This window comes from Catellatospora sp. NPDC049133, assembly GCF_040648455.1.
GTDB lineage: Bacteria > Actinomycetota > Actinomycetes > Mycobacteriales > Micromonosporaceae > Catellatospora > Catellatospora aurea.
Map to the genome: position 1 here is coordinate 1 of NZ_JBEZDT010000025.1, position 13,595 is coordinate 13,595.

The window sequence follows — 13,595 nt, forward strand, 5'->3', positions numbered from 1 at the left end:
CGACCGTGCAGACCGCGCTGTCCACCCTGGCCAGCGGCTACATCCAGGACTACTCGCTGTCGCTGACCGGCACGGCCATCGCCACGGTGCCGCTGGTGATCGTGTTCGCCCTGCTCGGCAAGTACATCATCGGCGGCATCATGCAGGGAGCGGTGAAGTCATGACGCTGGCCACTACGGAGGAGCAGCTGACCGGAACCGCGGCGGTGCGCTTCCCGGCCGGGTTCCGCTGGGGCGCGGCGACCGCGTCGTACCAGATCGAGGGGGCGGCGGCCGACGACGGGCGCACCCCGTCCATCTGGGACACCTTCGCCCGTACACCCGGCAAGGTGTTCGAGGGGCACTCCGGTGACGTCGCCTGCGAGCACTACTTCCGCTACCGGGACGACGTCGCCCTGATGAAACGGCTCGGGCTCGGCACCTACCGGTTCTCGGTCGCCTGGCCGCGCATCAAACCCGACGGCTCCGGCCCGGTCAACTCGCGCGGCCTGGACTTCTACGACCGTCTCGTCGACGAGCTGCTCGACAAGGGCATCGACCCGATGGTCACCCTGTACCACTGGGACCTGCCGCAGGTGCTCGAGGACCGGGGCGGCTGGACCAACCGCGACACCGCCTACTACCTCGCCGACCTCGCCACGGCCACGATCGCCCGGCTCGGCGACCGGGTGCGCACCTGGACCACGCTCAACGAGCCGTGGTGCTCGGCGTTCCTCGGCTACGGCAGCGGCGTGCACGCGCCGGGCCGGCAGGATCCGCGGGCCACGTTCGAGGCGGTGCACCACCTGATGCTCGGGCACGGCCTCGCGGCGCGGGCGCTGCGGGCGGGCGGGGCGCGGGAGGTGTCGCTGACGCTGAACCTCACCGACGTCCGGCCGCTCACCCCCGCCGACCCGCACGACCAGGCGGCGGCCCGGCTCATCGACGGGCTGCAGAACCGGCTGTTCCTGGACCCGGCGCTGCGCGGGCGTTACCCGCAGGACATGCTCGCGCTGTTCGAGCGGTTCGGCGCGGCAGGGGTGATCCGATCCGGCGACGAGGCGCTCATCGCCGCCCCGATCGATCTGCTGGGCGTGAACTACTACCAGCCGGCGCTGGTCCGGGCCCAGGTCGGCGCGCACAGCGGCGAGGCGCACCCCGGCAGCGAGGGCGTCGAGTTCGTGACCCAGAGCGCGCCGGTGACGGCGATGGACTGGCCGGTGGACCCGACCGGCCTGTCCGACCTGCTGCTGCGGCTGGCGGCGGACTACCCGGGCGTGCCGCTGATGGTCACCGAGAACGGCGCGGCCTACACCGACGTGGTGGAGGGCGACCGGGTGGCCGACGACGAGCGCATCGCGTACCTCGACGGGCACCTGCGGGCGGCGCACGCCGCCATCGAGGGCGGGGCCGACCTGCGCGGATACCTTGCCTGGTCGCTGCTGGACAACTACGAGTGGGGGTACGGGTACGGCAAGCGCTTCGGGCTGGTGCACGTCGACTACGCCACCCAGCGCCGCCTGCCCAAGGACAGCGCCCACTGGTACGCCGAGGTCATCGGCCGCAACGGCCTGGCCTGACGGGCCGGTTCGGATCATCGGGGCGCGGTCACGGCAGGAAGCCGGGCCGCGCCTCGTGCATGCGAGGGGCCGCGGCATGAATTTCGCGAAGTCAAGAATCGTTTGGGCGATTTCGACCGTTATATTCGGCAGCCATGCCTCCCGGTCCGCACCGGGCGGTCCACCGTCGAATAGGGCCCGCGATGAGAATCAACCTGCCGACTCCCCGCACGCTGGTGCGCTTCCTGCTGTGCTTCGTCGCCGGCCTGCACGTGCTCAGCCTCGGCGGCAACTATCTCTACCACGGGCTGGGCCATCACAACGTGATCCCCGCTTTCGCCTGGTGGACCACGTTCTTCAACGTGGACAAGGAGAAGAACCTCCCGACCTGGTTCTCCGGCGCCCTGCTGCTGCTCGCCGCGTACGTGCTGTGGGAGATCGCGAACAACGTCGCCGCACGGGGGGAGAAGTACGCCAAGCACTGGCGGATTCTGTCGGTCGTCTTCGCGTTCCTGTCCATGGACGAGATCACGCAGATGCACGAGATGAGCCGCAAGATGGGCCTGGTCAACCTGGGCAAGGCGTCCTACCTGTCGTGGATCGTGGTCGCCGCGCCGTTCGTGCTGGTGTTCTGCGTGTCCTACCTGAAGTTCCTGTTCCACCTGCCGGTGCGCACCCGCCTGCTGGTGGCGGGCGGCGGTGTGCTGTTCGTGCTCGGCGCGGTCGGCATGGAGGTCGTCGGAGCGTTCGTCGGCCGGGACGTCAGCGGCAACGTCGCGCCCGGCACCGGATACATGGAGTACCTGCTCGCGGCGTCCGTCGAGGAGCTGTGCGAGATGCTCGGCGTCATCACCTTCTTCTACGCCATGTCCTCCTACCTGTACGAGCGCCAGCAGCAGGACGCGCTGGCCGCCCCCGGCGCGCCTGTGCAGCTCGCCGCCGCCCGGTCCCGCCGCCAGCCGGTCGCCGCCGGCGCCGCGCGACACGGGGACACCGCCGCACGCTGACTCCCGCCCGGCCCCGCCTCCCACTTTCCACAGACGTCGGCCTATCTCATCGAATCCGAGGGCGGATTTTCGATGTGATAGGCCAACGATGAAAAGGGGGTGGGTGGGTGAGGTGATCGATGATGTGGCGGGGGGTGGGCCGTTAGTCTTGATCACGTGGAGGCCGATCGGCCGGACCTGGTGGACCGGACCGCGGAGTGCGAGCAGCTGCGCGCCGCCGCGCGGCGGGCTGCCGCCGGGCACGGCAACGCGGTGGTCCTGGAAGGGGCCGTCGGCCTGGGCAAGACCATGCTGCTGGACCGCCTCGCCGAGCAGTGCGCGGCGCTGGGCATGCGGGTGCTGTACGGCGCCGCCGCCGACGTCGAGCAGCGCCTGCCGTTCGCGGCCATGTCGGCCGTCGCGCGGGCGCACGTGGGCCGCGACGACGACCTCGACCGGGTCGTCGACCTGCTGCGCGGCCGCGACGCGCTGGCCCGCAGCGTCACCGCCCTGCACCACGAGCTCGCGGTCACCGAGGCGCTGCTGGCGCTGGCGGACCGCTGGCTCAGCCGCGGCCCGGTCGCGATCCTGCTCGACGACGCCCAGTGGGCCGACGCGTCCAGCATGGTGCTGCTGCACCGGCTCGCCCGCGACATCGGGCAGGAGCCGCTGCTGCTCGTCGTCGCCGCTCGCGCGCTGGCCCAGGGCGACGCCCTGAACAGTCTGCAGCGGGGCCTGCTCGCCCAGGGCGCGCTGGAGCTGCGGCTGGAAGCCCTGCCCGAGCCCGCGGTCGTCGCGCTGGCCACGGCACGCCTCGGTGCGCCGCCGGGCCCGCGGCTGCGCGGCGTGCTGCGGGCATACGGCGGCAACCCGATGCACGTCAAGACCCTGCTGGGGGCGTACCTCGCGGACGGGTTGATCCAATTCGCGGACGGTGAAGCCGAGTTCACCGGTCCCGGCGACCCGCCCGCGGTGCCGCAGCCGCTGGTCGACCTGGCCCGGGGCCAGGCTGCCCAGATGCCGCGCGAGTACCGGGAGACCCTGCAGGCCGCCGCGGTGCTCGGGCAGACCGTCGACGTCGCCGAGCTGGCCGCGGTGCTCGACCGGCCGCTGATGGCGGTGTCCGAGGTGATCGCCGACGCGGTGGGCACCGGCCTGCTCGTCGACGACGGGCAGTGCCTCCGGTTCCGCCAGGGGCTGGCCCGCGAACTGCTCGACCGCGGCGTGCCGCAGGCGGTGCGGACCGCGTTGCACCAGCGCGCGGGGCGGACGCTGACCGGCCGGGACGGCGCACCCGAGCGGGTGGCCGCGCACCTGCTGGCCGGGGGCGATCTCGACGCCGACGGGCGGCAGTGGCTGGCCGCGAACGCCGACGCGCTGACCGTACGCGCCCCCGACCTGGCGGTGCGGCTGCTGGGCCGGGCCACCGCCGACCCGGCGCAGGCGAGCCCGGCGCTGCGTACGCACCTGGTCCGGGCCCTGCTCTGGGACGGTGATCCGGCGCAGGCCGAACGGGTCGCCCGCGCCGCGCTGTCCTTCGACGGCGACGCCGCCTACGCGCCCGACCTGCGGTGGCTGCTGGTCCAGGCCTGCTACCGCCAGGGACGGCTGCAGGAGGCGATCGACGCCGCCGAGCCGGCGGTGGACTCGCCCTACACCTCGGTCGGTCAGGCCGCGCGGTTCCGTGGCATCGCCGCGATCTGCCTGTTCCTGCTGGACCGGTTCGAGGAGGCGGTGGTGGTCGCGGACCGGGCCGTCGCGGACGGGGAGGCGGCGGGGGACGCCGAGGGCATCGGCATCGGCTACCTCGCCAAGGGCGTGGGCCTGGCCAAGGACGACATGGCCGCGTCGCTGGCGCTGACCGAGCTGGCCCTGTCCCACCTGGGCCACGGCATCCGGCCGGACCTGCAGGTGGACCCGTACGTGCTGAAGGGCATCTGCCTGCTGGAACTGGACCGGCTCGACGAGGCCGACGAGGCCGTCGCGACCGCGGTGCGCCACAACCAGCGCACCGGCGGGGTGTTCCTGACGACCGCGCATGCCGTGCGCGCGCACATTCGCTTCCTGCAGGGGCGCTGGGACGACGCGCTGGCCGAGGTGCGCAGCGGCCTGGACGGGCCGGACCCGCTCGGGCACGGCTCGCGGCTGCTGGCCATGGCGGACCTGATCGCCGTGCACCGCGGTGACGCCCCGGGCGCCGAGCTACCCGCTGACACCGACGAGGCCGACGGCCGCTACCTGGTCCGCTGGGCGCAGGCACTGGCCGCCGAGGCGCAAGGCGATCCGAAGCATGCCGCCGGGCTGGTCCGGCCGATGTGGGAGCAGGCCGGCGGGCTCGAAGCCCGGCGCATGATGTACCGGGTCTGCCCCGACCTGGCGCGCGCCACCGCCGCGGCCGGGACGCCCGGCGACGTGCGGGCGCTCGCCGACGACCTGCACTCGATCGCGTCAGTGCAGCCCACGCCGAGCCTGGCCGGCTGCGCCGCGTACTGCCGCGGCCTCGCCGAGGGCGGCGTCGCGCCGATGCGTGCCGCAGTGGAGGCGTTCCGGCGGGCGGGCTGGCCGCTGTACGAGGCGTACGCGCACGAGTCGGCCGCACTGGCCCTGGCCGCCGCCGGTGACCAGGCGGGCGCGCGGGAGGCGCTCCAACAGGCGCTGGACGGCTACGGCCGGCTGGAGGCGAGCTGGGACCTGGCCCGCGCCCGTGCCCGGCTGCGCGACGCCGGAGTGCGCGACGGGGCCCGTGGCCGCCGGGGCCGTCCCAAACACGGCTGGGACGCGCTCACCGACACCGAGCGCACCGTGGCCGAGCTGGTCGCGACCGGCATGTCCAACCCGGACGTCGCCGCGCAGCTTTTCCTGTCCCGGCGCACCGTGCAGTCGCACGTGTCGAGCATCCTGGCCAAACTCGGCCTGACCTCCCGCGTGGAACTGGCCGTCGCCGCGACCCAGCGCCAGGCCCAGCCGTGAGGACCGAGGTCCATCCCTGCCTTCGGCCGGGTCCGGTCGCCCGGGCGGGCCCACCGGGCCGCGGCGCGCGACCCGGCCGGCCCGTCACATTCGGTGCAGCTCGAAGGCCGCCGCGCGCCGGCCGCCGAAGCGCGGCGCGGTCAGGTCGGCCATCCACTCCAGGAAGGCCCGCGTGTCGGCCATCGGGTTGTCGCCCAACCCCGCCAGGTAGGCGTGGTGCGCGTCGAGGGACGCCACGGCCTGGTCCAGCGTGTCGGTGATGTCGACGGCGTGGGTGGCCTGCGGCGAGCCGCCGACGGCGACGTAGCGCACGCCGCCCCACGGGGCCAGTCCCTGCGCCACCAGCTCCGGGAAGATCCACCGGTTGCCCGCGTCGCCGACGGCGTCCATGACGGCCCGGCCCACGTTGCGGTGGTCGGGGGAGTTCCAACCGCCGCCGGGCCACGTGTCGTGGAAGTTCGCGGTGACCACCAGGTCGGGCGTGTGGCGGCGGATCGCCGCGGCCAGGTCCCGGCGCAGGGCGAGGCCGTACTCGACGACGCCGTCGGCGTGGCCGAGGAACTCCAGCTCGGACACGCCGACCTCGGCGCAGGCCGCGCGCTGCTCGGCCTCGCGCAGCGGCCCGCACTCCTCCGGCGGGAGGGTGGCGATGCCGGCCTCGCCGCGGGTGACCAGGGTGTAGCGCACGTCCTTGCCCGCCGCGGTCCACCCGGCCACCGCCCCGGACACCCCGTATTCGAGGTCGTCGGGGTGGGCCGCGATGGCGAGCGCGCGGGTCCAGTCCGTCGGCAGCGGTTCCAGCTGATCCATGGCCCCGACCCTACGCGGGCCCGCCGCGCCAGCCCAGCGGGTCGACGCCGCCGGGGACCGTGTCCGAACCGTACGGCTGCCGGGTGAGCACGAAACTGCCCAGGTCCAGATGGGTCACCGCACCGGCGGCGTCGCGCACCACGCGCAGCGTCTCGCCCGCGTAGTAGCCCTCCAGCCCGAGCCACGTGCCGTCGCCCCGCGCCTTCATCCGGGAGCTGCGCCCCGCCCCGGTCAGCGGCCCGAACTCCAGGTCGCCGTCGGCGCGCAGCCGGACCAGCGCCGGTGCGGGCCCCACGTACCAGGGGCCGGCCAGGTCCAGCAGCGCCGGGTCGTACGTCTCCAGCGGGGTCCACGTGTCCGGGATACGCGGTTCGTGCTCGGCGGTGATGCGCACCAGGTCGGCGGCCAGCGCCCCGATGGAGATCCCCGAGGTCGCGTTGGCCAGCACGACGCCGCCCAGCCGGTCGGCGGGGCTGACCCACACCGTGCAGAGGAAGCCGGGCATCGAGCCGGTGTGCCCGGACAGCATCCGCCCGCCGTCGTTCTTGAGCTGCATGCCCAGGCCGTAGCTCAGGTCCCAGACGGGGCCGTCGAGCGGGGACGCCGGGACGCGCATCTGCGCCAGGCTCGCCTCGGCCAGCACCGCCGGGTCGCCCGCGCCCAGGAACGCGGCGAAGCGGCACAGGTCCTCGACGGTGGACCACAGCTGCCCTGCCGGGGCCATCCGGCCGGTGTCGGTGGCGGGTTCGGGCAGCAGCACGTCGGCCCACGGGTGCACGGCCCAGCCGTCGGCGTGCGGGGTCTGCGGCAGCAACGAGGTGCGGGTCATGCCGAGCGGGGTGAGGATCTCCTCGGCGAGCACCTGCTCCAGCGGCTTGCCGCGCAGCTGCTCGACGAGCGCGCCGAGCAGCGCGAAGCCCGGGTTCGAGTAGTGGAAGACCCGCCCGGCGGGGTGCTTGACCGGGTCGGCGTCGAGCAGGTCGGCCAGCTCGGGGCGTACGTCGCCGTCGGTGCGCTCCCACCACGGGGCCGGGGTCTCCGACGGCAGGCCGGCGGTGTGCGCGAGCAGCTGGGCGACGGTCATCCCCGTGGCGGCCGGGGGCGAGGCGGGCAGGTGCCTGCCGAGCGGGTCGGCCAGGTCGAGGCGGCCCTCGTCGCGCAGGCGCATGACCAGCACGGCGACGAAGGTCTTGGTCAGCGAGCCGATGCGGTACTGCGTGTCGGTCGTCGGGGGTTGCCCGCCGACGAGGCCGCGGCCGCCGGTCCACACCGGTGCGCCGTCGCGGACGATCGCGCCGACCAGGGAAGGCGCGCGGCCCTCGGCCTGGGCGGTGGCGAGACGGTGCAGCAGGGCGCGGCTGGTGGCCGGCAGCAGTTCCATGTCAGGCATCCGGTCATCGTGCCACCGCGGCGGGGTCCGCAGGGTACGGGTGGGCCGGCGGTCGGGGCCGCCGGCCCGGGACGGGTGATCCTCAACGGTGGTTGCTGTACCCGTGGTGGTTGTTGCCGTGGTTGTTGTACTTCTTGTGGTGGTAGTTCTTCTTGTAGTGCTTCTTGTAGTGGTGGCTGTACTTGCAGACCCACTTCTTGTACGTGCGGTGGTGCCAGCGGTAGGTCTGCTTCCAGCAGCGCCTGCCGCCGTCCAGCGCGGACGTGGTCGATTCCTGCATGGACACCGAAACCGGTTCGGTGAGCTGCGCGGCCGACGCCCGCTGCGGTTGCGCCATGACGGTGAGCCCGGCGACCAGGAACAGCATCAGGCTGAACATGGTGGTGGTGATCCGCAGCCGGTGGCCGATGGCACGAGCGGTCTCCTGCATCGAACACCCTCCTCCCAAAAGATGGCTGATCAAGCGGAACAGGCCGATCAAACCTCCGCCGGCAAGACATGGTCAACGCCGTGATCAGGGCAAACGCCTTGCCGGGCGGCAGGTCAGGGGTGCTTTCACCGGGAGTTCATTTAGCCTGCCTACTGACCGGCAGGTAGAACGCCCATCGGGGGCGGTAACCGGGCGGTGCGCGGGGTCGCCTGACCGGTCGGCAGGGAAGGATGAACATCGGGTGAACCCATGCAGTATGACGCATGTTTCTCATTCCGTGGGAGGGATTTCTTACCTACCGGCCGGTCAGTGTCCCGCCCAAGGCTGTCAGCAGCGGAGATTCGTGCCCGATCGCGCCGGATGGGCGCGGTGACCGTGGACATATGCGTACCAGGCGCTGCCGCGCCATAGGCTCTGACACGTGAATGCCCTCGTGGTGGCTGTCGTGCTGACCGTGATCGTCGTCGCGGTCTCCGCGCTGTCGCGCCGGTACAACCTGCTCAACCCGATCGTGCTGGTGGTGGTGGGCCTGGCCCTGGCGCTGATCCCCGGCTTCCCGGTCGTGGTGCTGGAGCCGGAGGTCGTGCTCATCGGCGTCCTGCCGCCGCTGCTGTACGTCGCCGCGCTGGAGACCTCGGTGCCGGCGTTCCGGCACAACATCCGCTCGATCCTGCTGCTCGCCGTCGGCCTGGTCATCTTCACCGCGGTCGCGGTCGGACTGCTCGTGCACGCGCTGCTGCCCCAGGTGCCGCTCGCCGCCTGCCTGGCGCTCGGCGCGGTGGTCGCGCCCCCGGACGCCGTCGCGGCCACCGCCATCGCCAAACGCATCGGCCTGCCCCGCCGGCTGGTGACCATCCTCGAAGGCGAGAGCCTGCTCAACGACGCGACCGCGTTGGTCATCTTCCGGGTCACCGTCGTGGTCGCGGTCGGCACGGCGGTCGGCCCGATGGGTGTGGCCCAGCAGGTGATGCTGGCGGCCGGCGGCGGTGTGCTGGTCGGCGCGCTGGGGGCGCTCACCGCCGCGTTCCTGCACCGGCGCACCCGCGACCCGCTGCTCGACAACTCGATTTCGCTGCTCACCCCGTTCGCGGTGACCGTCGTCGCGGAACTCATCCACGCCTCGGCCGTGGTCGCGGTCGTGGTGACCGGTCTCTATCTGGGCCATCGCATGCCGACGCTGATGTCGGCCGCGTCGCGCCTGCAGATGGGCGCCTTCTGGCGCATGATCACCTTCATGCTGGAAGGCCTGGTGTTCCTGGTCGTCGGCCTGCAACTACGAGAGGTGCTGGCCGACCTGAACACCCCCTTCGCCGAGGTGGCGGGGCTGACCCTGGCGGTGCTCGCGACCGTGATCATTGCCCGGTTCGCCTGGATGTACCCGGTCGCGTACCTGGTGCGGTTGCTGCCCATGGTGCGCCGCCACGGCACCGGCATCGACTTCACCGGGGCGACCGTGATCTCCTGGGCCGGCATGCGCGGCGTGGTCACCCTGGCCACCGCGCTGGCGCTGCCCGCCGTGCTCGCGGGCCGCATGCCGTACCCGCGGGCGCTGTTCGTGTGGCTGGCCTTCGCCGTCATCGTCGGCACCCTCGTGCTGCAGGGCATGACCCTGCCGATGGTGGCCCGGATGCTGAAGGTCCAGGCCGACGACCCGACCCGGGACATCCTCGCCGAGGCGCAGGCGCAGCAGCAGGCCAGCAAGGCCGCCCGCGAGCGGCTGGAGAGCCTCGCCGACACCGCCTCCCCGGAGGTCGTGGACAAGCTGCGCCTGCTCACCGAGCGCCGCTCCAACGCGGTATGGGAGCGGCTGGGCGCCGACCGGGAAACGCCATCCGCCGTCTACGTCCGGCTGCGCCGGGAGATGCTGGAGGCCGAGCGGGCCGTGTTCCGCGCCGCCCGCGACGCCGGCCGGATCCCGGAGGACGTGCTCGTGCGCGCACAACGCGACATGGACCTGGAAGAGTCGATGCTGGAACGGATGGACCGACCCGCGTGAACGAGGAGCAGGCATGAGCTGTGAGGACCTGAAGAACGCCGACGACCCGGCGGCCCGCGCCGACGGCTGCGAGGAGTGCCTGCGCGACGGCACCACCTGGGTGCACCTGCGACGCTGCCTGAACTGCGGGCACATCGGCTGCTGCGACTCCTCCCCGCACAAGCACGCCACCGCGCACTTCCACGAGGTCGGGCACCCGGTCATCCAGTCGTTCGAGCCTGGCGAGGACTGGCGCTGGTGCTACCTGCACGAGGTCGTGGGCTGACTCCCGTGCCCGGTCGGGGCCGGTGCCCAGAGCGACGGATACGCTTTCGCGGTGAGCGGGAGCGAGGCATGGGCTCGGGACATGCCTGTGACGAGCGGAGCGAGGAACAGGCATGAGCGCGACTTTGGTGGCCCGTGGCCTGTCCGCCGGGCACGGCGAGCGGGTCCTGTTCAGCGAACTCGATCTGGTCGTCGCGCCCGGTGAGGTGGTCGGCCTGGTCGGCGTGAACGGGGCCGGCAAGTCCACGCTGCTGCGCCTGCTCGCCGGCCTGGCCACACCCGAGCAGGGCAGCGTCACCCTCAACCCGCCGACCGCCAACGTCGGGCTGCTGCCGCAGGAGCCCGAGCGGCGTCCCGCCGAGACGGTGCGCGACTTCCTCGCCCGCCGCACCGGTGTGGCGCGGGCCCAGCAGGAGATGGACGACGCGGCGCTGGCGCTGGCCGAGGGCGCGGACGGGGCCGACGACCGCTACGGCGAGGCCCTGGAGCGCTGGCTCGAACTCGGCGGGGCCGACCTGCCCGAGCGGGCCGAGGCGGTCGCCGCGGAGCTGGGCCTCGACGTCGGCCTCGACCACCCGATGACGGCGCTGTCCGGCGGCCAGGCCGCCCGCGCGGGCATGGCGTCGCTGCTGCTCAGCCGGTATGACATCTTCCTGCTGGACGAGCCGACCAATGACCTCGACCTGGCCGGGCTGGACCGGCTGGAGCGCTTCCTCGGCGAGCTGCGCGCGGGCACCGTGCTGGTCAGTCACGACCGCGAGTTCCTCACCCGCACCGTCACCCGGGTCGTCGAACTCGACCTGGCCCAGCAGCAGGTGCGCCAGTACGGCGGCGGCTACCAGGCCTACCTTGCCGAGCGGGAGGTCGCCCGCAGGCACGCCCGCGAGGCCTTCGAGGAGTACGCCGACAAGAAGGACGACCTGCTCGCGCGGGCCCGCATGCAGCGTGCGTGGATGGAGAAGGGCGTCAAGAACGCCCGCCGCAAGTCGCCCGACAACGACAAGATGGGCAAGGCGTTCCGCACCGAGTCGACGGAGAAGCAGGCCGCCAAGGCCCGGCAGACCGAGCGCCTGATCGAGCGGCTCGACGAGGTGGAGGAGCCGCGCAAGGAGTGGGAGCTGCGCATGCAGATCGCCGCCGCCCCGCGCGCCGGAGCGGTGGTGGCCACCCTCAACAACGCGGTCGTACGCCAGGGCGACTTCACGCTCGGGCCCGTGGACCTGCGTATCGACTGGGCCGACCGGGTCGCCGTGACGGGCCCCAACGGGTCCGGCAAGTCCACCCTGCTGCGCGCCATGCTCGGCCGGGCCGTGCTCGCCGCGGGCACCGCCTCGCTCGGGCCGGGCGTCGTGGTCGGCGAGATCGACCAGGCCCGTGGGCGTTTCCTCGGCCACCAACCGCTCGTGGACGCGTTCCAGTCGGCGGTGCCCGCGCTGGCCCCGGGTGACGTGCGCACCCTGCTGGCCAAGTTCGGGCTGCGCGCCGCGCACGTGCTGCGGCCGGCCGCGACGCTGTCGCCGGGCGAGCGCACCCGGGCCGCGCTGGCGCTGCTGCAGGCGTCGGGGGTGAACCTGCTGGTGCTCGACGAGCCCACCAACCATCTCGACCTGCCCGCGATCGAGCAGTTGGAGCAGGCGCTGGACTCGTACACCGGCACGCTGCTGCTCGTCACCCACGACCGGCAGATGCTGCAGGCCGTGCAGACCAACCGGATGCTCACCGTCGAGTCCGGACGCGTCACCGCGAGCTGAGCCACGGCGGCTTGCCGAAAAGGTTTTCGGCCTGCATCGTGGTGTGCTGGAGCCGGAACGCGGACTCGATCCGCGTCAATGCGTGGCGTCGACACCGGGCGGTCGTGCCACGTGCCCCGCACCCGTCGGCGCGGTTGACGCGCCCACACCCCCGGAGTCCTCCATGCTGCAAACCAGACATCGCCGTGCCCTGAGCGCGGCGCTGGCCGCGACCATGGCGACCGCCGTGGCCGCCTGGACCCTCGTCGCGACCGCCGTGCAGGCCGCCGTCACCGGCTGCCAGGTCACCTACACCGTCCCGTCGCAGTGGAGCGGCGGCTTCACCGGCAACATCGTCATCAGAAATCTCGGCGACCCGCTCACCGCCTGGACCCTGCGCTGGACGTTCCCCGCCGCCGGCCAGGCCGTCACCCAGGGGTGGAGCGCGGCCTACACGCACAGCGGCAGCCAGGTCACCGCCGTCAACATGGGCTACAACGGCAGCCTGGGCACGAACGCGAGCACCACGATCGGCTTCAACGGCGCGTGGACGACCGCCAATCCGATCCCGACCGCGTTCACCCTCAACAACGTCGCCTGCACCGGCACGCCGTCCACCGCGTCGCCGGCACCGCCGTCGTCCTCGCCGTCGGCGTCCCCGCGCCCGTCGGCCTCGCCCTCGGTGTCACCGTCGGCGTCGCCCCGGCCGTCGACCTCTTTGTCGAGCCCGCCCACCAGCGGCTGGAACCCGCCGAGCAACCTGGTCGCGCCGCTCAACGAGGTGTGGTCGCACTACCAGTCCACATACCCGCAGCTGCTCACCTTCCGCAACTACGGCTGGGACCAGGTCATGGCCGGCGGCGGGCGGATCAACTACTGCGTGCGCTGGGACTCCAGCGCCCGGGTGAGCGCGGCACTGCGCGACCAGATCCACGCAGCCTTGAAGCGCCAGTTCAAGAAGTGGATGGATGTCATGGCCGGGCACAACGGCTGGCCATACGCCGAGGTGCCGGTCAACGTGGTCGGCTGGGCCGTGCGCGACCGGGCCACCCTGGAGTGGACCGACAACTCGGTCGACATCTACGTCAACGACATCCGGGAGAACGCGCCGCAGTGCTCCGAGCCGTGCGGCCGCTTCTTCCACCAGGACGACAACTACTCCGGCTGCCCCGGCGGCGCGGCGCACCACTACGACATGTCGCTGTGGCTGACCGCGGGCTTCGGCGGCGGCGCGGGCGGCGACTGGGGCCAGCGCATGGGCAGCGAGTACTTCACCGGCGCGCTGAACTCCGAGAACATCCACATCTACCTGCATGAAGTCGGGCACACCTTCGGCCTGGACGACTTCTACGACTGGACGCCCACCGGCCAGTGCTGCTTCATCATGAAGGCGGGCAGTGCCACCAGCATCACCGAGTTCGACAAGTGGATGCTGCGCGACTTCTGGCGGCACCTGAAGAACCGCTGGGGTTACTGACCGGC

Annotated in this window: 10 protein-coding genes and 1 pseudogene; 8 read left to right on the forward strand and 3 right to left on the reverse strand. The window is 72.6% G+C overall.

Translation table 11 applies throughout. The annotated features are described in order from the left end of the window. The 4 genes and pseudogenes from AB0B35_RS26305 to AB0B35_RS26320 all read left to right on the forward strand — a co-directional run. Nucleotides 1-164, forward strand: a pseudogene (locus tag AB0B35_RS26305) (carbohydrate ABC transporter permease); the annotation flags it as partial. Continuing rightward, nucleotides 161-1,558 (forward strand): GH1 family beta-glucosidase, encoded by a 1,398-nt coding sequence (locus AB0B35_RS26310; protein WP_361049829.1) that lies wholly within the window; start codon nucleotides 161-163, stop codon nucleotides 1,556-1,558. The pseudogene AB0B35_RS26305 and the gene AB0B35_RS26310, both read left to right, overlap by 4 nt. Nucleotides 1,559-1,740: 182 nt before the next feature. After that, nucleotides 1,741-2,544 (forward strand): hypothetical protein, encoded by an 804-nt coding sequence (locus tag AB0B35_RS26315; RefSeq protein ID WP_361049831.1) that lies wholly within the window; start codon nucleotides 1,741-1,743, stop codon nucleotides 2,542-2,544. Nucleotides 2,545-2,700: 156 nt separating this feature from the next. After that, on the forward strand, nucleotides 2,701-5,493 hold the full coding sequence (locus AB0B35_RS26320; RefSeq protein ID WP_361049833.1) for an AAA family ATPase: 2,793 nt from the start codon (nucleotides 2,701-2,703) through the stop codon (nucleotides 5,491-5,493). Between the two features lie 84 nt (nucleotides 5,494-5,577). On the opposite strand, the gene AB0B35_RS26325 is transcribed toward AB0B35_RS26320, so the two are convergent. From AB0B35_RS26325 to AB0B35_RS26335, 3 genes are all read right to left on the reverse strand, one after another. Next, on the reverse strand, nucleotides 5,578-6,303 hold the full coding sequence (locus AB0B35_RS26325) for a PIG-L deacetylase family protein (protein WP_361049835.1): 726 nt from the start codon (nucleotides 6,301-6,303) through the stop codon (nucleotides 5,578-5,580). A 10-nt stretch (nucleotides 6,304-6,313) separates the two neighbouring features. Further along, nucleotides 6,314-7,693 carry a serine hydrolase domain-containing protein gene (locus AB0B35_RS26330; RefSeq protein WP_361049837.1) on the reverse strand — a complete coding sequence of 460 codons (1,380 nt, stop codon included), beginning with the start codon at nucleotides 7,691-7,693 and terminating at the stop codon, nucleotides 6,314-6,316. Nucleotides 7,694-7,775: 82 nt separating this feature from the next. Continuing rightward, nucleotides 7,776-8,123, reverse strand: a complete 348-nt coding sequence (locus AB0B35_RS26335) for a hypothetical protein (RefSeq protein WP_361049839.1) — start codon at nucleotides 8,121-8,123, stop codon at nucleotides 7,776-7,778. A 421-nt stretch (nucleotides 8,124-8,544) separates the two neighbouring features. Between AB0B35_RS26335 and AB0B35_RS26340 the strand changes: the two genes are divergently transcribed. From AB0B35_RS26340 to AB0B35_RS26355, 4 genes are all read left to right on the forward strand, one after another. After that, the gene (locus AB0B35_RS26340) at nucleotides 8,545-10,119 is read left to right on the forward strand and encodes a Na+/H+ antiporter (protein ID WP_361049841.1); all 1,575 of its coding nucleotides are present in this window, start codon (nucleotides 8,545-8,547) and stop codon (nucleotides 10,117-10,119) included. Between the two features lie 13 nt (nucleotides 10,120-10,132). Then, nucleotides 10,133-10,384 (forward strand): UBP-type zinc finger domain-containing protein, encoded by a 252-nt coding sequence (locus AB0B35_RS26345; RefSeq protein WP_360541365.1) that lies wholly within the window; start codon nucleotides 10,133-10,135, stop codon nucleotides 10,382-10,384. Between the two features lie 112 nt (nucleotides 10,385-10,496). Beyond that, nucleotides 10,497-12,134: an ABC-F family ATP-binding cassette domain-containing protein gene (locus tag AB0B35_RS26350; protein WP_361049843.1), complete on the forward strand. Its 1,638-nt coding sequence runs from the start codon at nucleotides 10,497-10,499 to the stop codon at nucleotides 12,132-12,134. Nucleotides 12,135-12,297: 163 nt separating this feature from the next. Then, nucleotides 12,298-13,590, forward strand: coding sequence for a cellulose-binding domain-containing protein (locus AB0B35_RS26355; protein WP_361049845.1), 1,293 nt, complete (start codon nucleotides 12,298-12,300; stop codon nucleotides 13,588-13,590). Nucleotides 13,591-13,595: the final 5 nt, after the last annotated feature.

Excerpts from the sequence above, each read along its gene's own strand:
- AB0B35_RS26310 (WP_361049829.1), top strand. The coding sequence starts at position 161 with ATGACGCTGGCCACTACGGAGGAGCAGCTGACCGGAACCGCGGCGGTG.
- AB0B35_RS26315 (WP_361049831.1), top strand. The coding sequence starts at position 1,741 with ATGAGAATCAACCTGCCGACTCCCCGCACGCTGGTGCGCTTCCTGCTG.
- AB0B35_RS26325 (WP_361049835.1), bottom strand. The coding sequence starts at position 6,303 with ATGGATCAGCTGGAACCGCTGCCGACGGACTGGACCCGCGCGCTCGCC.
- AB0B35_RS26330 (WP_361049837.1), bottom strand. The coding sequence starts at position 7,693 with ATGCCTGACATGGAACTGCTGCCGGCCACCAGCCGCGCCCTGCTGCAC.
- AB0B35_RS26335 (WP_361049839.1), bottom strand. The coding sequence starts at position 8,123 with ATGCAGGAGACCGCTCGTGCCATCGGCCACCGGCTGCGGATCACCACC.
- AB0B35_RS26345 (WP_360541365.1), top strand. The coding sequence starts at position 10,133 with ATGAGCTGTGAGGACCTGAAGAACGCCGACGACCCGGCGGCCCGCGCC.
- AB0B35_RS26350 (WP_361049843.1), top strand. The coding sequence starts at position 10,497 with ATGAGCGCGACTTTGGTGGCCCGTGGCCTGTCCGCCGGGCACGGCGAG.
- AB0B35_RS26355 (WP_361049845.1), top strand. The coding sequence starts at position 12,298 with ATGCTGCAAACCAGACATCGCCGTGCCCTGAGCGCGGCGCTGGCCGCG.